This is a genomic window from Pseudomonas sp. LBUM1674, from assembly GCF_059695635.1.
In genome coordinates, this window is record NZ_CP166779.1 from 3,639,628 (window position 1) to 3,658,134 (window position 18,507).

Consider the following 18,507-nt stretch of genomic DNA (forward strand, 5'->3'; position numbering starts at 1 on the left):
ATGCTTCAGAAACGCTCTCACACGGGATAATACCAGTATATCCCGTGTCATTAACCCAGGCATATTTAACTTTCAGCATGGCATGGTACAATGTGTATTTAGTGGTACATACCACATTACGAAATCGTAGGAGAGCACATGGCCCGTGGCGGCATCAACAAAGCAGTGGTTCAAACGGCCCGTCTGGCAATCCTCGCCCGCGGTGAAAATCCGAGCATCGACGCGGTACGGATCGAAATGGGCAATACCGGCTCGAAAACCACCATTCACCGTTATCTGAAAGAGCTCGATGACGGCGCTGAACCGGCCGAGTCTTCTTCCGAGCCCCTCGACGACGAGCTGGCAGGACTGGTCTCGCACCTGGCGCAGCGCCTCAAGGAGCAGGCGCAGGAACCGATCGATCAGGCTCGCGCGCAGTTCGAGCAACAGCGAACAGAGCTTGAAACTCAGTTGACCGAAGCCCGGCAAGCCAACACGCTGTTGCAGCAGCAATACGAAATTCAAAGCCTGGCCTACACTCAGGAATCCGATGCACTGGAAAAAACCCGTGCCCTGCTGCAGACCGAGCAAACCCGCAACGCCGGGCTGAACCAGGCATTGACCGATTTCGAATTACGCTTGCAAGACAAGGACGAGCAGATCCGCTCCCTTGAAGAGAAACACCTGCATACCCGCGACGCCCTGGAGCACTACCGCAACGCCGTCAAAGAGCAGCGCGAGCAGGATCAAAGCCGCCATGAAGGCCAGGTGCAACAGATCCAGATGGAATTGCGCCAGGCCCAGCAAAGCGCACTGGTACGCCAGGATGAAATCACCCAGTTGCACCGCGACAATGAGCGCCTGTTGACGGAGAACCGAGGAACGCTGCGCGAGTTGAGCCTGCTGCAGGAACAGCTCAAGCAAACCCACCATCGCCAGGACCAGTTGCTGGAACAGGTCAACCGCATCGACAGCGAGCGCACCCTCCTCCAGGAACGCTTGCGCACTGCGCTGCTAGAAAGTCAGTCACTCAAACAGAGTGTCGAGGAACACGCGCAGGCCAATAAATCACTGGAAGCTGAATTGACACAGACCCAGTCGCATCTGGAGCAACTGCGCCTGGCGGCCATCGTTGCGACAGCGCCCGACGCAGCAGAACAGCAGAAGGACGATTAACCGGCGGCCGGCGTACGCATGGTGACGAACTCTTCGGCGGCCGTCGGGTGCACGCCGATGGTTTCGTCGAAGTCACGCTTGGTCGCGCCGGCCTTCAAGGCGATGGCCAGGCCCTGGACGATTTCACCGGCATCCGGACCGACCATGTGGCAACCCAGCACCTTGTCGGTCTTGCCGTCCACCACCAGCTTCATCAGCGTGCGTTCCTGGCACTCGGTCAGGGTCAGCTTCATCGGCCGGAAACGGCTTTCGAAGATCACCACCTCGTGCCCGGCGTCCCTCGCCTCCTCCTCGGTCAAACCGACGGTGCCGATGTTCGGCAGGCTGAACACCGCCGTCGGGATCATTTTGTAATCCACCGGGCGATACTGCTCAGGCTTGAACAAGCGCCGCGCCACCGCCATGCCCTCGGCCAGTGCGACCGGCGTCAGCTGAACCCTACCGATGACATCGCCAAGGGCCAGGATCGACGGCTCGGCAGTCTGATACTGCTCGTCGACCTCGACGAAGCCTTTCTTGTCGAGCTTGACCCCGGTGTTTTCCAGCCCGAGGTTGTCCAGCATCGGACGTCGGCCGGTGGCATAAAACACACAATCGGCTTCCAACTCGCGACCGTCCTTGAGGGTGACTTTCAGACTGCCATCGGCCTGCTTGTCGATGCGCTCGATGTCGGAATTAAACTGTAGATCCATGCCGCGCTTGGTCAGCTCTTCCTGCAGGTGTTTGCGCACCGCACCGTCGAAGCCGCGCAGGAACAACTCACCGCGATAGAGCAAGGTGGTGTCGGCGCCCAGGCCGTGGAAGATCCCGGCGAACTCGACGGCGATGTAACCGCCACCCACCACCAGCACGCGCTTGGGCAGTTCTTTGAGGAAGAACGCCTGGTTGGAACTGATTGCGTGTTCATGCCCCGGAATCTGTGGAATCTGCGGCCAGCCGCCGGTAGCAATCAGAATGTTCTTGGCGGTGAAGCGTTCGCCATTGAACTCGACCGTATGCGGGTCGACGATCTTGGCGTGACCTTCATGCAAGGTCACGCCGCTGTTGACCAGCAGGTTGCGATAAATGCCGTTCAGGCGATTGATCTCGCGATCCTTGTTGGCGATCAGCGTCGCCCAATCAAACTTCGCCTCACCCGGGGTCCAGCCGAAACCGGAAGACTGCTCGAAGTCTTCGGCGAAGTGCGCGCCGTAGACCAGCAACTTCTTCGGCACGCAGCCGACGTTCACACAGGTGCCCCCCAGGTAACGGCTCTCGGCCACGGCCACTTTCGCACCAAAACCGGCCGCAAACCGCGCAGCCCGCACACCGCCGGAACCGGCGCCAATCACATAAAGGTCAAAATCGTAGGCCATTTCTTTCTCCTCGGCAGGCTACCAGCATACCTGCGGGCGCCCATTGAGCAAGCATCACGCCGAAATGGCCGGGTCGAGAGGCGCGGCCCGCCCTTCGTTTTCGATCAGTGTCCCGCTGCTGGCTGCGCTTTCGGGATCCCTCGTTTTGATTCGTCCATCCTGTTACCTGAATTCCACCAGCAAAGATCCAACCAACAGCCAAACGCCACTACCAATCAACATCACAGCTTTGATTTGCAACAGACGCTTGAGATGAGGAGGGAAGTTCTTAATATCTACGGGGTCCAGTTCACCAAGGCGGATTGATGTCCTTGGCATCATCACCATCCCGCTGATTTTTGCTACAAGCATGAGACATCCGAACCACCCCTGATTGCGCAGGCCAGGCCCCCAGATGTAGATATAACGACTGTTTTTCAGAGCCTCCATCATAGCGTCCAAGTGACGGCCCAAGTATAAAGAGTACGCGATACCCACAACCCCCAATAGGAATGGCCCCCCAACAACTATTATGGCAACCCAAGGCGGCCACGCGTCGATCATGGCGTTGAGCCTTCGTACAATTTTTCGCCTACAAACTCGCCCCCAACACCGCCACGATTCGTACCCACCCATGCGCCAACACCTATCACGGTTGCGACGCAGACAACTCCCCCAACTCCAGTAGAGACTCCAAGCGCCAGGCAGATAGGTCCACTGGCATATCTACCAATCTCTCCACCGATAACACCACCAACAGTAGAGACCGCAAATTTCCCCCCTTCAGTAAACTTGACCTTCTCGCAAGCTTCTGCAGAGCCGGTATTACAAACCTCCTGAATACTCAGCAGCGAAGACACCCCACCGATGCCAATGCCGATGTAACCACCACTCTGCATGTATTTGGCAGCACGACTGGTTGCATCCACATGGGTGGCATAACCCGGTATCTGGCCCGGCGCACCAGCCTTATCCCAGTGGTGCACCAGGCTGCGACTGGAAATACCGAGGGCCGTCTTCAACTTGGGATGATCACCCAAGGTCGTCTGCCCACGCAGGCGAGTGGAGTTCAGCAGGTGTGCATCCAGCTGGGCGAGCAGGCGCTGGCGCTCGGCGAAGAACTGAGGTGATCTGAGGTGACCGTGCTGGCGATAGGTGTCCTGATGCAGGCGCTCCATGGCTTGAAGGGTGTCGCGCAGCCGGGTCAGGTGCTTTTCCATCACCACCGCGCTGACGCCAAGCCAGGTCGAGGTCTGGCCGGTAAAGCTGGCGATTTCAGCAGCGTGCCGGAACATGAAATCGGCTTCCTCCGGTGTCAGGGGATCGAGGTCCGCCTTGACCTGTTGAGCGGCCTGCATCAGCAGCGCTTCCTGGTAGGTGCAGGAGGTGTTGTTCGGATCGCTCAGCACGATCATCGAACCTGCTTTGAGGTCGCCGAGACCTGGATTCAGCGCTTGAAACTTCCCCATCACGGCCCGATCGCGCGTACCAAAAAGAGTAGCTTCCAGCGCCTCCCGAGTCATGCTTTTAGGCACGACATAGAAGCCAGGTTCCTGCGACTGTGCGCTGTTGAAAATCGCTGGCGCTGGAGGGTTCGAAGGAGCGAAACCGGATTGACGCGGCGCTACCGAATGACGAGTAGCCGCAGGAGAGGTCGGTTGAGCGGCTCTACGGGTGGCATACCGCGCAGGACGTGCTTCATTCTGATAGGTGGCCGTGAATACCGAAGGGATCAGTTGCGCTTTACAGGGACAATTGCTGAAGCTGTCCAGCGTGCCAGCCACGTGTTTGCCATGACTGATAAAGTGCGAAACGCCACCGACGATCTGATAGATCTTCCCGTCTTTTCCACAAGTGACTCGATCACCTTCGCGAGCATGGGCAAGACCATACAGCATGAGTCTGGTATCACCATCCAGGACTTTGCCACCACAGGTGGTCTTGTCATTCAAGCCAATGTAATAGCCTTCATTCACCGATTTACTTCTCCATTTCATCCGGTCGAGCCAGGAGGTTTGCGACCGTAAGTTGCAACCATTTGTTTTGAAGACATTGGCGCAGCGCGGCACTGAGAAATAATCCAGCAGCGCCACGCGTTACTGTCAGCCCGTGATAGATGGCAGAAAATCTTCTGCCATCGGCACACCTTCACGCACCACATACAAGGCCATGCCTTGCGGCGTATTGATGATTTCATCTCCATTGCTGAGATAACTGCCAACCAGCGCAAAATGGTTACAGTCTTGTCCCGCGCCGGTGACGATCTGCGCCGTACTGCCATCGGCATACGCTACGTAATCGCCTTTCCTCGCTACGCGCACTGTCCGATCGTTATCCAATGTGAACTCCAGCGTCGCTGTCGTTTGTTGGACCACCCCGCCGTTACGGGTTTGACTGCCCTCGGTTGCCCACCGGTAAACAGCGACGGGGGGATGAGCGATAACGTAATCCTGCTGCTGACGAATAAGCGCCTGGGCCTGTTCGTCGAATTTCGCAACCTGCTGCTCCGTGAAAGGCGAGTCGTTCAGGCTGTTGAGAAATTCAGGGGAGACATCGTTCGCATACAAGGGATGCAAGGGTGTATTCATTCGCAGGATCCTTATCCTTGGGGGCTCTGGGTTGCTTGCCCCTCTTCCCGCGGCAAGAGCACTGAGCCGGGCAAATATCGGGGCGGTCATAAATGATAAGGCGGACGCTAACAGCGTCGCGGCCCCCAAGGCAGGGTCAAAAGGACGATTAGGAAATTTCGCCAAAACAAAAACTCCTTTTCCTACAACAGCGTTGTTATGGAGTTGTTATTCGGGCAGGAGAACTCTGTTTTATGGCCGGTTGATCAGCCATATCATTTCAATGTTGCGCAGACACTCAGCGTCGAGGCGACATCAATCAACGAGATGCTCCTCGGGGATCAACTCTTTCAGGGGAGGATGGAAACAGACTGGTCTGACTATGCGACTCTCTTTGTCGGCAGGCCATAACGAAAAATGCCCCGTATCTTTCGATACGGAGCATTTTCATGAATCGCCGCGCAGTGGTTTTCACCCAGTCTGCGAGCGGCCTTTCAATACAAGCGAGTCAAGCTATCAGTAAGCCTTGCCAGTCTTGTAGAAGTTCTCGAAGCAGAAGTTGGTCGCGTCGATGTAGCCTTCGGCGCCACCGCAGTCGAAACGCTTGCCCTTGAATTTGTAGGCCATGACGCAGCCGTTTTGCGCCTGCTTCATCAAGGCGTCTGTGATCTGGATTTCACCACCCTTGCCTGGCTCGGTCTGTTCGATCAGGTCGAAGATGTCCGGGGTCAGGATGTAGCGACCGATGATCGCCAGGTTCGACGGCGCGTCTTCCGGCTTTGGCTTCTCGACCATGCTGTGCACGCGGTAGATGTCGTCGCGGATCATTTCGCCGGCGATCACGCCGTACTTGTGGGTTTCCTGCGGATCGACTTCCTGGATGGCGACGATCGAGCAGCGGAACTGTTTGTACAGCTTGACCATCTGGGTCAGTACGCCGTCACCGTCGAGGTTGACGCACAAGTCATCCGCCAGGACCACGGCAAAAGGCTCGTCGCCGATCAGTGGGCGGCCGGTCAGGATCGCATGGCCCAGGCCTTTCATTTCGGTCTGGCGCGTGTAGGAGAACGAGCAGTTGTCGAGCAGCTTGCGGATGCCGACCAGGTATTTTTCCTTGTCGGTGCCCTTGATCTGGTTTTCCAGCTCGTAGCTGATGTCGAAGTGGTCTTCCAGGGCGCGTTTACCGCGACCGGTGACGATGGAGATTTCGGTCAACCCGGCGTCCAGTGCTTCTTCGACGCCGTACTGGATCAGTGGCTTGTTTACCACCGGCAGCATTTCTTTGGGCATGGCTTTGGTCGCTGGGAGGAAGCGAGTGCCGTAACCGGCTGCTGGGAACAAGCATTTCTTGATCATATAAGTCCTTGAAAGGGCTGTGTGTTCGAGTTTCGGCGCAGTCTAAGTCAGGCGGCGCGCACCTTACAATGCCCCGCGCTGGCTAACCGATGCCATCATAGAGAAATATTCACGCGGATAGTTCCGCATAACGCTCTGCAGATCTTCCGCTGCCATCTATAAATAGCAGAGGCTGGCAGACTTGCACGGCCATCGACCGGACAGGCAATCGCACCACCATACGCCCATCAGCACCCGTTGGCTGCATTTGGCGCTATCATTGCACGATTGAACCAGCCAACGAGGCAGATAGATGTCGGTAGCAAAGAGCGTCAACGGGTACCTGATCAACCAGGCGAAAGACGGCCAGTGGTGGGTCGACAGCGTCGGCGGCGAGCATATCGCCGGACCGTTCCCCAGCGAAGCGTTGGCGATTGAAGTGGCATCGGTGTTGCAGGACCAGCCTGCTGCCCTTAAACGCCGTGGCAAGGACAAGAGCTGATCCGCCCTGTCCACACAGCCCTGCTTTACGCAGGGCTTTTTTGTGATTGCCCGCGGCGAAGTGGCCAATCGCTATAACCTTTTGCAGCCAGCGCTATCACAGGCTTAGCCCCATCATCCCGACGACGACCACACCACATGAATAGATTTTTGCCAATGATTGCGCTACTGGCCCTTACCGGTTGCGCCACGTCGGAAACGACTTACCTGCACAACGGAGAACAGGGCCTGACGATCGATTGCTCCGGGGAGGCCAACTCCTGGGCCACCTGCTACGAAAAGGCTGACGCCTCCTGCGCGGGCACCGGCTACAACATCGTCGGGACGGACGGCACCCCTTCGCCCAAGGAAAGCGACAAGACCCTGGGCGTGGATGTCGGCAATTACAAGAACCGCAGCGTGGTGGTGGTCTGCAAGTAAGGCACCCTGCCCTACATGTGGATCTCGGCGAACTTGATCCCCAGGCCGCGCACGGTCTCGATCAAGTCATCGAGACGAGCGAAGGATTCGACTTCATCGTTGTCATCCACCAGGAAATAACTGCGCCCGGCGCTTTTCTTGAAAAACACGATCCATTCCCCCGGGCTCGCCGGATTCTGGATCACGTGGGTGGCAGAGATATGACCCTCTGCATGGCACTTGCGTACCTGCTCTCGCTTCATGCTCGACTCCGGAAATGACAATGCGGTCCTGCCAATGCGATCTACTGTAGGAGCGAGTCTATCAGCCGGAAATGCAGGCGGTGGCGGCATCGCGTACATCCTGGGGGCGCAACGGCACATTGGAGATGCGTTCGTGGAGCTTGATGCTGCTGCCGCTGGAGCGTTCTTCGATGTCGAATACCGCAGCCGGGCCCGAGGAGAGCTTCTGCGGCACGATCACCCGCACGCCATCCTTCTGCGGTTCGACTTGCAGGGCGCCACGGCTGTCGGCCAGCTTCTCGGTCAGGCACTGCGCGTATTCATGGGGTTTCTTGCCAGAAATCACACTCATGGTAGGCAGCGTCTGATTGATATCCGAGACACTCGCACAACCACTCATCGCCACTACCAACGGCAGGATCCATATACCCCATTTCATGTTAAATCTCCGATAAAGAGCCTCCGACAGCATAAATGCGGTTTTTCTCCGAGGCTCGTTGCGTTAATCCGCATGGAATCGCGAATAACTGTTTTTAATTGTCAAAGCGCACCTCGACGACCGGATAATAACCTGTTCGGGCTGATAAACTGCACCAATCGCCCATGCTATCGTTTTGATTTTGTAGAAAAAGCCCTTCTGGAGGCGCCCATGAAATTTATCCACCAGCGCGAGCACCTCAACGAAGACGACATCGTCGTCATTCAGTGCTCGCAAACCTGCAACATCCGTTTGATGAACGACGCCAATTTCCGCAGTTTCAAGAATGGCGGTCGTCACACTTATCACGGCGGTGCGTTCGACACCTTCCCGGCGCGTATTACGGCACCGAGCACCGGTTTCTGGAACATCACCATCGACACGGTCAACCGCCGGCCGATCAGCGTGACCCGCAAACCGACCCTGACTCACTCGATCAAGATCATCCGCCGCTCCAGCTCGAAACTGAGCTGAGTGACGCGACCACACACAGACAAGCAGGTATGACCGTGGCTCAAACGACCAAGTACGTCATCAAATACAAACTCAACGGCGAACGCCGCTTCGAATTTGCGCAGCTGGAAAAGGGCACTGAAGAAGAAGCCAAAGTCGCGCTGGACGCCATTCATGGCCAAGGTGACGACGTCATCAGCGAAATCAGCGTAAGCAAGGCGCTGTAACGGAATCCGGAGCGCGCACCTGGAATTCGACCGCAAGCGCCGGAGTGATCGCGCCGGCAGTGCTCCCTAGACTGGCCACCTCAACCCTGGGTTAAGGAGTCAGAACATGTCCACTTCCTCGATTCGCTATATCAGCGGCACTTGCCGATCGCGAGGCACGGCGATGAGCGAGCAACGTCTCGAAGGACTGGATTGGCTGAACCTGGAACAGCAACTGGATCAGGATGGCTGCGCGATCATTCGATCGCTCTTGAGTCCGCAGACATGCGACGCAGTCAGCGCCCTGTACCCCCGGTCAGAACCGTTCCGCTCGCAAGTGATCATGGCTCGTCACGGTTTTGGCCGTGGCGAGTACAAATACTTCAGATATCCTTTGCCAGATGTCGTCGCCCGCTTGCGCAGTGCGCTCTACCCTCGCCTGGTGCCGATTGCCAATCGCTGGTACGAACGCATGGACCTGCCGACCCGTTTCCCCGAGACGCACGACGCTTTTCTCGAACGCTGCCATGCCGCCGGTCAGGAACGCCCGACCCCGTTGTTGCTGCAATATGGGCCGCAGGATTACAACTGCTTGCATCAGGATCTGTACGGTGAACATGTGTTCCCGCTGCAAGTGGCGATTCTGCTGTCAGAGCCGGACGAGGATTTCACCGGCGGCGAGTTCGTGCTGACCGAACAGCGTCCACGGATGCAGTCGCGGCCACAGGTCATCGGCCTGAAGAAAGGCGACGGGCTGATCTTTGCGGTCAATCAACGACCGGTCAAAGGCGTTCGTGGCTATTACCGCGTGACCCTGCGCCACGGCGTGAGTCGCCTGCACAGCGGAAAACGGCATACCCTTGGAATCATATTTCACGATGCCTCATGAGCCCATGTCCCCGACTACTTTCGACCTGTTTGCCGACGCTGAACCCGAGCAGCAGGCCCGGCGCGAGCAGATTGGCGAACAGTCTTTCGTCCTGAGGGGCTTTGCCCAGCCCTGGCTGGACCGGTTGCTGCCCGCACTGGAAACAGTGCTGGCAGGTGCACCATTGCGGCAGATGGTTACGCCAGGCGGCTTCACCATGTCGGCGGCCATGAGCAGTTGCGGCACTTGGGGCTGGACCACCGACCGTAGCGGCTACCGTTACACCCGCCATGACCCGCTGACCGGTCAACCCTGGCCAGCGATGCCCAAGGCATTTTTCGAATTGGCCCAGGCGGCGGCGCGTGAAGCAGGGTTTGCCGGTTTCGTGCCTGATGCCTGCCTGATCAACCGTTATGTCCCCGGCGCGAAGATGTCATTGCACCAGGACAAGGACGAAGCCTGCCTGGCAGCCCCGATTGTGTCGGTGTCGCTGGGGTTGCCGGCGATGTTCCTGTTCGGCGGCTTCGAGCGCAGTGACAAAAGCCAGCGAGTGCCGTTGTTGCATGGCGACATCGTGGTCTGGGGCGGCGTCGATCGCCTGCGTTATCACGGGGTGTTGCCGATCAAGGCCGGCCAGCATTCGCGCCTGGGTGAGCAACGCATCAACTTCACCTTTCGCACCGCCAGATGACGACCTCGAATTCGACCGCAAGACCCGGAGTGCAGCCGCCCCAGCGGCTGGTTAATCTGGATTAAACGGACCAACGGATATGACGCCATGACCAGTCACTCGCCAATTATCGCCACCGAGCATGACCCGCGCTGGGCCGCTGTCGTCGCGCGTGATCCTCGCGCCGACGGGCAGTTTGTCTATGCCGTGAAAACCACCGGTATCTACTGTCGCCCCAGCAGCCTGGCGCGCTTGCCGAAACCGCAGAATGTCGAATTCTTCGACTCCGCCGCGCAAGCCGAGGCGGCGGGTTATCGTCCGAGCAAACGGGCGGCCAAGGACCAGAGCGAGGTCGCCGCACAACATGCCCTGACCGTGGCCGCCGCTTGCCGCCAGATCGAAACCGCCGAACACCTGCCCGCGCTGAGCGAGCTGGCCCTGGCTGCGGGCCTCAGCAGCTTTCACTTCCATCGGGTGTTCAAGACCGTGACCGGGCTGACACCCAAGGGCTATGCCACGGCCCATCGTTCCCGCAAGGTCCGTGAGCGTTTGACCGATGGCGGTTCGGTGACCGACGCCCTGTATGACGCCGGCTTCAACTCCAACAGTCGTTTTTACGAAGCGGCGGATCAGTTGCTGGGCATGAAACCCGGCGATTACCGCGCAGCCGGCCAGAATAACGACATTCGTTTTGCCGTCGGCCAGTGTTCCCTGGGCGCGATCCTGGTGGCGCAAAGTGCACGCGGGGTGTGCGCGATCCTGCTCGGCGATGATCCGCACCAACTGGTCTGTGACCTGCAGGACAAGTTCCGGCGGGCCAACCTGATCGGTGCCGATCGCGAGTTCGAGCAGCTGATTGCCAAGGTCGTCGGTTTTATCGAAGCCCCGGCCATCGGCCTGGACTTGCCGCTGGATGTTCGCGGTACGGCGTTTCAGGAGCGGGTCTGGCAAGCGTTGCGGGAGATTCCGGCCGGCAGCACCGCCAGCTACGCCGATATCGCCCAGCGCATCGGCGCACCAAAAGCCGTGCGCGCCGTGGCTCAAGCCTGTGGCGCGAACAGCCTGGCGGTGGCGATTCCGTGCCACCGCGTGGTGCGCAGCGATGGTAATTTGTCGGGGTATCGTTGGGGGGTGGAACGCAAGCGGCAGTTGCTGGAGCGGGAGGTGCAGTAGATCAAAAGATCAAAAGATCGCAGCCTCGCTTCGCTCGACAGCTCCTACCCCCCCCTGCCCTGTATTCACGTTGGAGAATCCTGCAATGAGCCAATGGCCAGATACCCGCATTCTTGATCTGCTCGGGATCGAACTGCCGATCATCCAGGCGCCCATGGCCGGCGCCACGACCTCGGCCATGGTGATCGCGGCGAGCAACGCCGGCGGACTGGGCTCGATGCCCGCCGCCATGCTGAGCATCGAGCAGTTACGCGAAGAACTGAAGATGATTCGCCAGCACAGCCAGCGACCGATCAACGTCAACTTCTTCTGTCATCAGGCCCCGGCGGCCGATGAGCAACGCGCCCGGGACTGGAAAAATCTGCTGGCGCCTTACTACCGCGAACTCGGCGTCGATTTTGACGCGCCGACACCGGTGTCCAACCGCGCGCCGTTCGATAACGCGGCCTGCGAAGTGATCGAAACGCTGCGTCCCGAAGTCGTGAGTTTTCACTTCGGCCTGCCGGAAAAATCCTTGCTGGATCGGGTGAAAGCGACCGGGGCCAAAGTGCTGTCTTCGGCCACTACGGTCGAAGAAGCCCTCTGGCTTGAGCAGCAGGGTTGTGATGCGATCATCGCCATGGGTTATGAAGCGGGCGGTCATCGCGGGATGTTCCTCAGCGACGACCTGAGCAGCCAGGTCGGCCTTTTCGCCCTGGTGCCGCAGATCGTCGACGCCGTGAACGTGCCGGTCATCGCCGCTGGCGGCATAACCGATGCGCGAGGCGTCGCGGCGGCGTTTGTGCTGGGAGCGTCGGCGGTGCAAGTGGGCACCGCGTATTTGTTCACGCCAGAGGCCAAGGTCAGCGCCTCCCACCACAAGGCCCTGCGCACGGCCAGGGCGAGCGAGACCGCCATGACCAACATTTTTACCGGCCGCCCGGCACGGGGCATTCTCAACCGGGTCATGCGCGAACTCGGACCGATGAGCGATAAAGCGCCGGCCTTCCCGCTGGCGGGGGGCGCGCTGATGCCGTTGCGGGTCAAGGGGGAAGCAGACTTCAGCAACCTGTGGGCCGGGCAGGCGTTTACCTTGGGGGTTGAAATGAGCACGGCGGAGTTGACCCGCAAGCTGGCGGAGGAAGGATTGGCAAAATTGATTAACCGCTAAAAACCTGCCCCCGATTCTCCGACACGATCATCTGTGTACAAATGATTGCGAAAAACGCCGCCCCCTGTGTAGGAGCCGGCTTGCTGGCGAAGGCGTCTTCATTGGCGCTGCAAGGCTCGAGGCCGCCTTCGCTGCGGTGCGGCGATCCGACAAGCCATTTCTACAGCGTTCCGTTTACAGGCAAATCGCTATATATTTATTTATATAGCGTTTACCCTCGCCGCACTTGCCAACCATGGAGCCGTTTCATGACCATTCGTGCCTCACGTTTTGCCCCCACCTGCCTTGCGAGCCTGATCGCTGTGTTCGCCCTGGGTTCTGCCCAGGCGGACGAAGTCCAGGTCGCCGTCGCGGCCAACTTCACGGCGCCGATCCAGGCCATCGCGGCTGATTTCGAGAAAGACACCGGGCACAAACTGGTCACCTCCTTTGGTGCAACCGGCCAGTTCTACACCCAGATCAAGAATGGCGCGCCGTTCGAAGTCTTCCTCTCGGCGGACGACACCACCCCGCAAAAACTCGAAACCGAAGGCGACACCGTCAAGGGCTCGCGCTTCACTTACGCCATCGGCACCCTGGCGCTGTGGTCGGCCAAAGAAGGCTACGTCGACGCCAAGGGCAATGTGCTCAGCGACAATCAGTATCAGCATCTGTCCATCGCCAACCCGAAAGCCGCGCCCTACGGCCTGGCCGCCACCCAGGTGCTAGCCAAGCTGGGCCTGACCGACAAGGTCAAAGCCAAGATTGTCGAAGGCCAGAACATCACCCAGGCCTATCAGTTCGTCTCCACCGGCAACGCCGAACTGGGCTTCGTGGCCTTGTCGCAGATCTACAAAGACGGCAAAGTCACCGCCGGCTCGGCCTGGATCGTTCCGGCCGAGATGCACGACCCGATCAAACAAGACGCGGTGATCCTCATCAAAGGCAAGGACAACCCGGCCGCCAAGGCACTGGTTGACTACCTCAAAGGGCCGAAAGCCGCCGCCGTCATCAAGTCCTACGGTTACCAACTCTAAATGACCCTATCGAGTGCCGACTTTTCCGCCATCTGGCTGACCCTGAAACTGGCGTCGCTGACCACGGTCATCCTGCTGATCATTGGCACTCCGATTGCGTTATGGCTGTCGCGCACCCAATCCTGGCTGCGCGGTCCGGTCGGGGCGATCGTCGCCCTGCCCCTGGTACTGCCGCCTACGGTCATTGGCTTTTATTTGTTGCTGGCGCTCGGCCCCCACGGGTTTGTCGGCCACTTCACCCAATCCCTGGGTCTTGGCACCCTCACCTTCAGTTTTGCGGGGCTGGTGATCGGCTCGGTGTTGTATTCGATGCCATTCGTGGTCCAGCCGCTGCAAAACGCTTTTTCCGCCATCGGCACCCGCCCGTTGGAAGTGGCCGCGACTTTGCGCGCCAATCCCTGGGACACTTTTTTCAGCGTGATCCTGCCCCTGGCCCGACCGGGTTTCATCACCGCGGCCATTCTAGGTTTCGCCCACACCGTCGGCGAGTTCGGCGTGGTGCTGATGATCGGCGGCAATATTCCCGACAAGACCCGAGTGGTCTCCGTGCAGATCTACGACCACGTCGAGGCCATGGAATACGCCCAGGCCCATTGGCTGGCCGGGGCGATGCTGGTGTTCTCGTTTGCCGTGTTGCTGGCGCTGTACTCCAGCCGCAAAACCAAAGCGGGCTGGAGCTGATCGATGATTCATACGCGTCTGAAACTGAAATATTCGGGCTTCGCCCTGGATGTGGATCTGCAATTGCCCGGTCGTGGCGTCACCGCGCTTTACGGTCACTCCGGCTCGGGCAAGACCACTTGCCTGCGCTGCATTGCCGGCCTGGAACGGGCCGAACAGGGCTTTGTCCAGGTCAACGATGAAGTCTGGCAGGACAGCGACAAGCAGGTTTTCGTCCCGCCGCACAAACGCGCACTGGGGTATGTCTTTCAGGAAGCCAGCCTGTTTCCCCATCTGTCGGTGCTGGCCAACCTGGAATTCGGACTGAAGCGAATCCCGAAACAACAACGCCGGGTCGACATGACGCACGCGACCGAACTGCTCGGGATCGGCCATCTGCTGGATCGCCATCCGCAGCACCTGTCGGGCGGTGAACGGCAACGGGTCGGCATCGCCCGCGCCCTCCTCACCAGCCCGAAACTGCTGCTGATGGACGAACCGCTGGCGGCGCTGGACAGCCAGCGCAAAGGCGAAATCCTGCCCTACCTGCAACGGCTGCACGATGAACTGGACATCCCGGTGCTGTACGTCAGCCACTCCCAGGACGAAGTGGCGCGGCTGGCCGACCACATCGTCCTGCTCAGCAACGGCAAGGCGCTGGCCAGCGGGCCGATCGGCGAAACCCTGGCCCGGCTCGACCTGCCCCTGGCGCTGGGCGATGACGCGGGCGTGGTGATCGAGGGGCATGTCAGTGCCTATGACGCCGACTATCAGTTGCTGACCTTGCAACTGCCGGGCACCGCCCTGAACATTCGCGTGGCTCACACGCCAATGGACGCCGGCCAGGCACTGCGCTGCAAGGTGCAGGCGCGGGATGTCAGCCTGAGCCTGCACAGCGTCGAGCAAAGCAGCATCCTCAATCGCCTGCCGGTCACCGTGATCAGTGAGATGGGCGCCGACAATGCCGCTCACGTGCTGATCCGCCTGGACGCCGCCGGCACGCCGCTGCTGGCGCGCATCACCCGCTACTCCCGGGACCAGTTGCGCGTGCACCCGGGCCAGCAACTCTGGGCCCAGATAAAGGCGGTCGCCGTACTGGCATAGCTTGGCTGAAATAACTTGGCTGGCACCACTGCAACGGCATGCGGTCAATGGCAATAACGGCCCCTGATTCGTTGCAAGGACTACCGCCATGCCCGATACCGTATCGCCCGACGTGCTGCCGCCTGATTTGCATTACGTCGATGACACCTTGCCCGGCATCACCCGCAAGAAACTGCGCGGCACGTTCTGCTACTTCGATCCAGCGGGCCGGCGCATCACCGACCCGGACGAAATCAAGCGCATCAACGCCCTCGCCGTACCCCCGGCCTACTCCGATGTGTGGATCTGCGCCGACCCGCGTGGCCACCTGCAAGCCACCGGTCGTGACGCCCGGGGTCGCAAGCAATACCGTTATCACACACGCTGGCGGGAAGTGCGCGATGCCGACAAATACTCGCGCCTGCGGGACTTCGGACGCGCCTTGCCCAAGCTGCGCCTACAGCTGGAAACGTTGCTGGCGGCACCGGGTTTCAGCCGGGACAAGGTCATGGCCACGGTCATCACCTTGCTCGATGCGACATTGATCCGGGTCGGCAATACGCAGTACGCCCGGGACAATCGCTCCTACGGCCTGACCACCCTGCGCAGCCGTCACGTCGAGATCAACGGCAGTGCGATCCTGTTCCAGTTCCGCGGCAAAAGCGGCGTTGAACATCAGATCACCGTGAAAGACCGGCGCCTGGCGCGGATCATCAAGCGCTGCCAGGAAATCCCCGGGCAAAACCTGTTTCAGTATCTCGATGAGAATGGCGAGCGGCACAGCATCAGCTCCTCCGACGTCAACGCCTACCTGCAAACCCTGACCGGCGCCGACTTCACCGCCAAGGATTACCGCACCTGGGCTGGCAGCGTCCTGGCGTTGTCGGTATTGCGTCAATTGCAATGGGAGCCGGAGTCGGACGCCAAGCGCCATGTGGTCGAGATGGTGAAGAACGTCGCCCGGCAACTGGGCAACACCCCGGCGGTCTGCCGCAAGTGCTACATCCACCCGGCAGTGCTCGATGGGTTTCTTCTGGGGGCCCTGGCCCAGTTGCCGCGCCCGAGAACACGCAAAGGACTCAGGGCCGAGGAAGTCGGACTGGCGACTTTTCTTGAGCAAATAATCGCCGCCGCGGACAAACCCTGACTGGCGCCACACCGGAATTCAACCGACGAACTGCCCGTTGATTTTTTGCATGATCGCAAATGGCTTCTATGCTTGTTCTGGACACGTATCAGCTGCGGTGACGCCATGGAAGACATTTTCGTTGTGAAGCGCTGCAACAGGATCATCATTCATGGCCGCCGAGCCGGGGAAACCCGTCATCCACCCCCTGATGCCGCCGTCTGGTACCGCATTATCGATACGCGCACCCGCGGCTTCATGGGCGACGGCTTCGATCGGGAAGAAGAGGCCCGACGCGCCTGCTGGCAGCTGAACGCCAGGTCGCAGATGACCACCCGACAAGGCTGAAGTCCGGGTCTATACTGAAAACTGCTGAAGGATCAACGACCCCATCGGTAGAAAGCTCGCTCCCAGCGGGCTTTTTGCTACCACTGACAAGGTTTCTTCACCGGAGGTGTTTGCCATGTCCGAAAAAGAGTCCATCACCACCCTGCTCACCCTGCTTGACTCTCGCCAGGCTCGCTTGGCTGCGGCGTGCAAGGAAATCGCCGACTGGGTCGATCATCAAGGCGGGCACCCAACTGCGCTCAGAATTCGTGATCGCCTGAATGACATCGAGAAGGACACACCACTGATCCGCAATACTCTGTCTTCGCTCAAACCTGTCGACCCGCCCCTGCCGCGGTTCAGATGATTCGATCTGGACAACGGATTCCAGGACACGGCCTGATTCAGGACGCATGAACGGCAACAACCAGTTACCGGATGCGTCCTTGCCTGAGCGTTTTGTGCTACACCCGTCAACCCGACCTGGTGTCGGGATTTTTTTTGCCTGAATTATCCGTTCACACCCCTTTCACAACTCACCCTCTACAGTGGCCTCACTCCTTTTGAAGCATCCCCTTGGCCCGCCCGCATGCGAGCCTTTTTTTTGTCCGTGACCCGCTCAACGAACGTCGTCACCTGCGGGAGGTCAAACGATCACACGTCACGAAGGAGACGTCTGATGATCACCCACTTCAAGATCGGCGGGCATCTGGCCTGCGGTCACAAAGGCACCAACCTCACCTCGACCCGCGAACTGAACCGCGTGAAATGCAGAAGCTGTCGCAACACCGACGCCTTCAAGGAAGCGCGCAAAGACCAGCGCAACGCTGCACGCCGCGCCTCACGTAAAACCAGAGTCACCCCCACTCCCAACGACTGGCGCGCGGCCTGGACCGAGCGGCTCACCGCCATGGCCGGACGGCAACGCTTGCCTCGGGGTTTTACCGGCCAACCTTTTGTTTAGCTGAGCGGTCAGGCGGTCGGGTCGCGTTCATTCGGCCCGGCCACCCTCTTGCCGAGCGCTCAATAGAAAACCGGATGGAACAAGTCTGTTCGTTATGTTTCGAAAGTTATAAGTCCCTGTCCTTGTAAACAGGGCGCTACTGGAGAGGAAATCCTGATGAACAGTAGACTTGTGCTTCTGCTTGCCTGCCTGAGCCCTACCCTGACGATGGCCCAGGGGTGCGACGTCCTGACCCGATCCCAGAGCCCTTCCGTGCCCGTGATTGAGACCCACACCTGCTATGAATACGAAGGCATGCCGGTGGACGCCATCGACTGGTCCTGCAGCAACGAGAGCAAGGAGATGCTGACCAGCACCAAGAAAAAAGTCGAGCAGTGCGCCGACCATTACCAGGCCACGTGCCAGGGCACCTTGACGCCCGAATCCCTGGCCAACCCTCAGTCCGTCAGTAAGGACAAGAACAGCAAGGCACTGAACATCCCGAAAGATGCCCAGGTCATTACCTATTACTACGCGGCTGAAAACCTTGGGCAATCGAAGGTCGACTGCGAAACCGGCGGTGGCAACTGGAAACAGAAATAACTACGCCGGTGAGACACAACGCGCACTCGGATCATGACGGTAGCGCCGGATGCTTATCGTCAGGCTTTGGAACAGGCAAAGCTTCCAACTAATTGATAACCCTGGTGTTGTAACTGTTCACCACGGTACTCGATGGCCGCAATACCCCCGATGTGCACTATATTATTTGATTATTAGCCCTATAGCGCCGCCATCGGTAAGGGTGGCGCTATCGTGTC

General features: G+C 59.2%; 24 protein-coding genes. 17 read left to right on the top strand and 7 right to left on the bottom strand.

All coding sequences use genetic code 11. The features are described 5' to 3' along the window. Positions 1-138 precede the first annotated feature (138 nt). Positions 139-1,155, top strand: a complete 1,017-nt coding sequence (locus tag ACA067_RS16660; RefSeq protein WP_497457594.1) for a DNA-binding protein — start codon at positions 139-141, stop codon at positions 1,153-1,155. On the opposite strand, the gene gorA is transcribed toward ACA067_RS16660, so the two are convergent. From gorA to galU, 5 genes are all read right to left on the bottom strand, one after another. Next, positions 1,152-2,510, bottom strand: a complete 1,359-nt coding sequence (gene gorA / locus ACA067_RS16665) for a glutathione-disulfide reductase (RefSeq protein WP_497457595.1) — start codon at positions 2,508-2,510, stop codon at positions 1,152-1,154. The two genes, ACA067_RS16660 and gorA, sit on opposite strands and share 4 nt — an antisense overlap. 162 nt (positions 2,511-2,672) lie before the next feature. Continuing rightward, complete coding sequence (locus ACA067_RS16670) at positions 2,673-3,053, bottom strand: hypothetical protein (RefSeq protein ID WP_497457596.1); 381 nt, start codon at positions 3,051-3,053, stop codon at positions 2,673-2,675. Continuing rightward, positions 3,050-4,465: a PAAR domain-containing protein gene (locus ACA067_RS16675; RefSeq protein WP_497462790.1), complete on the bottom strand. Its 1,416-nt coding sequence runs from the start codon at positions 4,463-4,465 to the stop codon at positions 3,050-3,052. The genes ACA067_RS16670 and ACA067_RS16675 overlap by 4 nt, the downstream gene beginning before the upstream one ends. A gap of 126 nt (positions 4,466-4,591) precedes the next feature. Further along, on the bottom strand, positions 4,592-5,077 hold the full coding sequence (locus ACA067_RS16680; RefSeq protein WP_497457597.1) for a hypothetical protein: 486 nt from the start codon (positions 5,075-5,077) through the stop codon (positions 4,592-4,594). Positions 5,078-5,572: 495 nt separating this feature from the next. Further along, complete coding sequence (gene galU / locus ACA067_RS16685) at positions 5,573-6,412, bottom strand: UTP--glucose-1-phosphate uridylyltransferase GalU (RefSeq protein WP_064678069.1); 840 nt, start codon at positions 6,410-6,412, stop codon at positions 5,573-5,575. Between the two features lie 292 nt (positions 6,413-6,704). Here galU and ACA067_RS16690 point away from each other — a divergent pair, with 292 nt between their 5' ends. Next, positions 6,705-6,893 carry a hypothetical protein gene (locus tag ACA067_RS16690; protein WP_497457598.1) on the top strand — a complete coding sequence of 63 codons (189 nt, stop codon included), beginning with the start codon at positions 6,705-6,707 and terminating at the stop codon, positions 6,891-6,893. A 137-nt stretch (positions 6,894-7,030) separates the two neighbouring features. Continuing rightward, a complete protein-coding gene (locus ACA067_RS16695; protein ID WP_497457599.1) occupies positions 7,031-7,312 on the top strand; it encodes a hypothetical protein in 282 nt (93 codons plus the stop codon). Between the two features lie 11 nt (positions 7,313-7,323). On the opposite strand, the gene ACA067_RS16700 is transcribed toward ACA067_RS16695, so the two are convergent. After that, positions 7,324-7,554 carry a hypothetical protein gene (locus ACA067_RS16700; protein ID WP_497457600.1) on the bottom strand — a complete coding sequence of 77 codons (231 nt, stop codon included), beginning with the start codon at positions 7,552-7,554 and terminating at the stop codon, positions 7,324-7,326. A 61-nt stretch (positions 7,555-7,615) separates the two neighbouring features. Next, positions 7,616-7,972 (bottom strand): hypothetical protein, encoded by a 357-nt coding sequence (locus tag ACA067_RS16705; protein WP_497457601.1) that lies wholly within the window; start codon positions 7,970-7,972, stop codon positions 7,616-7,618. A gap of 210 nt (positions 7,973-8,182) precedes the next feature. Here ACA067_RS16705 and ACA067_RS16710 point away from each other — a divergent pair, with 210 nt between their 5' ends. The 14 genes from ACA067_RS16710 to ACA067_RS16775 all read left to right on the top strand — a co-directional run bounded on the left by ACA067_RS16710 (position 8,183) and on the right by ACA067_RS16775 (position 18,289). Then, positions 8,183-8,485: a DUF1883 domain-containing protein gene (locus ACA067_RS16710; RefSeq protein WP_008065357.1), complete on the top strand. Its 303-nt coding sequence runs from the start codon at positions 8,183-8,185 to the stop codon at positions 8,483-8,485. Positions 8,486-8,514: 29 nt separating this feature from the next. After that, entirely contained in the window at positions 8,515-8,691 is a 177-nt protein-coding gene (locus tag ACA067_RS16715; protein WP_497457602.1) for a hypothetical protein, read from the top strand. A 163-nt stretch (positions 8,692-8,854) separates the two neighbouring features. Next, the gene (locus tag ACA067_RS16720) at positions 8,855-9,559 is read left to right on the top strand and encodes a 2OG-Fe(II) oxygenase (protein WP_497462791.1); all 705 of its coding nucleotides are present in this window, start codon (positions 8,855-8,857) and stop codon (positions 9,557-9,559) included. Next, positions 9,549-10,229 carry a DNA oxidative demethylase AlkB gene (gene alkB / locus ACA067_RS16725; RefSeq protein ID WP_497457603.1) on the top strand — a complete coding sequence of 227 codons (681 nt, stop codon included), beginning with the start codon at positions 9,549-9,551 and terminating at the stop codon, positions 10,227-10,229. Before ACA067_RS16720 ends, alkB begins: the two co-directional genes overlap by 11 nt. Positions 10,230-10,316: 87 nt before the next feature. Further along, positions 10,317-11,381: a bifunctional DNA-binding transcriptional regulator/O6-methylguanine-DNA methyltransferase Ada gene (ada, locus tag ACA067_RS16730; RefSeq protein WP_497457604.1), complete on the top strand. Its 1,065-nt coding sequence runs from the start codon at positions 10,317-10,319 to the stop codon at positions 11,379-11,381. A gap of 85 nt (positions 11,382-11,466) precedes the next feature. Then, the gene (locus ACA067_RS16735) at positions 11,467-12,531 is read left to right on the top strand and encodes an NAD(P)H-dependent flavin oxidoreductase (protein ID WP_497457605.1); all 1,065 of its coding nucleotides are present in this window, start codon (positions 11,467-11,469) and stop codon (positions 12,529-12,531) included. Positions 12,532-12,779: 248 nt separating this feature from the next. Continuing rightward, positions 12,780-13,547, top strand: a complete 768-nt coding sequence (gene modA, locus ACA067_RS16740) for a molybdate ABC transporter substrate-binding protein (RefSeq protein WP_497457606.1) — start codon at positions 12,780-12,782, stop codon at positions 13,545-13,547. Beyond that, positions 13,548-14,228, top strand: a complete 681-nt coding sequence (modB, locus tag ACA067_RS16745; RefSeq protein WP_497457607.1) for a molybdate ABC transporter permease subunit — start codon at positions 13,548-13,550, stop codon at positions 14,226-14,228. Positions 14,229-14,231: 3 nt separating this feature from the next. Beyond that, complete coding sequence (gene modC / locus ACA067_RS16750; protein WP_497457608.1) at positions 14,232-15,311, top strand: molybdenum ABC transporter ATP-binding protein; 1,080 nt, start codon at positions 14,232-14,234, stop codon at positions 15,309-15,311. Between the two features lie 88 nt (positions 15,312-15,399). Beyond that, complete coding sequence (locus ACA067_RS16755; RefSeq protein WP_497457609.1) at positions 15,400-16,437, top strand: DNA topoisomerase IB; 1,038 nt, start codon at positions 15,400-15,402, stop codon at positions 16,435-16,437. A gap of 105 nt (positions 16,438-16,542) precedes the next feature. Then, positions 16,543-16,764 carry a hypothetical protein gene (locus ACA067_RS16760; RefSeq protein ID WP_497457610.1) on the top strand — a complete coding sequence of 74 codons (222 nt, stop codon included), beginning with the start codon at positions 16,543-16,545 and terminating at the stop codon, positions 16,762-16,764. A gap of 115 nt (positions 16,765-16,879) precedes the next feature. Continuing rightward, complete coding sequence (locus tag ACA067_RS16765) at positions 16,880-17,110, top strand: hypothetical protein (protein WP_007946177.1); 231 nt, start codon at positions 16,880-16,882, stop codon at positions 17,108-17,110. Positions 17,111-17,422: 312 nt separating this feature from the next. Then, complete coding sequence (locus ACA067_RS16770; protein WP_497457611.1) at positions 17,423-17,707, top strand: hypothetical protein; 285 nt, start codon at positions 17,423-17,425, stop codon at positions 17,705-17,707. A 156-nt stretch (positions 17,708-17,863) separates the two neighbouring features. Next, positions 17,864-18,289 (top strand): hypothetical protein, encoded by a 426-nt coding sequence (locus ACA067_RS16775; RefSeq protein WP_497457612.1) that lies wholly within the window; start codon positions 17,864-17,866, stop codon positions 18,287-18,289. Positions 18,290-18,507 lie beyond the last annotated feature (218 nt).

Excerpts from the sequence above, each read along its gene's own strand:
- ACA067_RS16660 (WP_497457594.1), top strand. The coding sequence starts at position 139 with ATGGCCCGTGGCGGCATCAACAAAGCAGTGGTTCAAACGGCCCGTCTG.
- gorA (WP_497457595.1), bottom strand. The coding sequence starts at position 2,510 with ATGGCCTACGATTTTGACCTTTATGTGATTGGCGCCGGTTCCGGCGGT.
- ACA067_RS16670 (WP_497457596.1), bottom strand. The coding sequence starts at position 3,053 with ATGATCGACGCGTGGCCGCCTTGGGTTGCCATAATAGTTGTTGGGGGG.
- ACA067_RS16680 (WP_497457597.1), bottom strand. The coding sequence starts at position 5,077 with ATGAATACACCCTTGCATCCCTTGTATGCGAACGATGTCTCCCCTGAA.
- galU (WP_064678069.1), bottom strand. The coding sequence starts at position 6,412 with ATGATCAAGAAATGCTTGTTCCCAGCAGCCGGTTACGGCACTCGCTTC.
- ACA067_RS16690 (WP_497457598.1), top strand. The coding sequence starts at position 6,705 with ATGTCGGTAGCAAAGAGCGTCAACGGGTACCTGATCAACCAGGCGAAA.
- ACA067_RS16695 (WP_497457599.1), top strand. The coding sequence starts at position 7,031 with ATGAATAGATTTTTGCCAATGATTGCGCTACTGGCCCTTACCGGTTGC.
- ACA067_RS16700 (WP_497457600.1), bottom strand. The coding sequence starts at position 7,554 with ATGAAGCGAGAGCAGGTACGCAAGTGCCATGCAGAGGGTCATATCTCT.
- ACA067_RS16705 (WP_497457601.1), bottom strand. The coding sequence starts at position 7,972 with ATGAAATGGGGTATATGGATCCTGCCGTTGGTAGTGGCGATGAGTGGT.
- ACA067_RS16710 (WP_008065357.1), top strand. The coding sequence starts at position 8,183 with ATGAAATTTATCCACCAGCGCGAGCACCTCAACGAAGACGACATCGTC.
- ACA067_RS16715 (WP_497457602.1), top strand. The coding sequence starts at position 8,515 with ATGACCGTGGCTCAAACGACCAAGTACGTCATCAAATACAAACTCAAC.
- ACA067_RS16720 (WP_497462791.1), top strand. The coding sequence starts at position 8,855 with ATGAGCGAGCAACGTCTCGAAGGACTGGATTGGCTGAACCTGGAACAG.
- alkB (WP_497457603.1), top strand. The coding sequence starts at position 9,549 with ATGCCTCATGAGCCCATGTCCCCGACTACTTTCGACCTGTTTGCCGAC.
- ada (WP_497457604.1), top strand. The coding sequence starts at position 10,317 with ATGACCAGTCACTCGCCAATTATCGCCACCGAGCATGACCCGCGCTGG.
- ACA067_RS16735 (WP_497457605.1), top strand. The coding sequence starts at position 11,467 with ATGAGCCAATGGCCAGATACCCGCATTCTTGATCTGCTCGGGATCGAA.
- modA (WP_497457606.1), top strand. The coding sequence starts at position 12,780 with ATGACCATTCGTGCCTCACGTTTTGCCCCCACCTGCCTTGCGAGCCTG.
- modB (WP_497457607.1), top strand. The coding sequence starts at position 13,548 with ATGACCCTATCGAGTGCCGACTTTTCCGCCATCTGGCTGACCCTGAAA.
- modC (WP_497457608.1), top strand. The coding sequence starts at position 14,232 with ATGATTCATACGCGTCTGAAACTGAAATATTCGGGCTTCGCCCTGGAT.
- ACA067_RS16755 (WP_497457609.1), top strand. The coding sequence starts at position 15,400 with ATGCCCGATACCGTATCGCCCGACGTGCTGCCGCCTGATTTGCATTAC.
- ACA067_RS16760 (WP_497457610.1), top strand. The coding sequence starts at position 16,543 with ATGGAAGACATTTTCGTTGTGAAGCGCTGCAACAGGATCATCATTCAT.
- ACA067_RS16765 (WP_007946177.1), top strand. The coding sequence starts at position 16,880 with ATGTCCGAAAAAGAGTCCATCACCACCCTGCTCACCCTGCTTGACTCT.
- ACA067_RS16770 (WP_497457611.1), top strand. The coding sequence starts at position 17,423 with ATGATCACCCACTTCAAGATCGGCGGGCATCTGGCCTGCGGTCACAAA.
- ACA067_RS16775 (WP_497457612.1), top strand. The coding sequence starts at position 17,864 with ATGAACAGTAGACTTGTGCTTCTGCTTGCCTGCCTGAGCCCTACCCTG.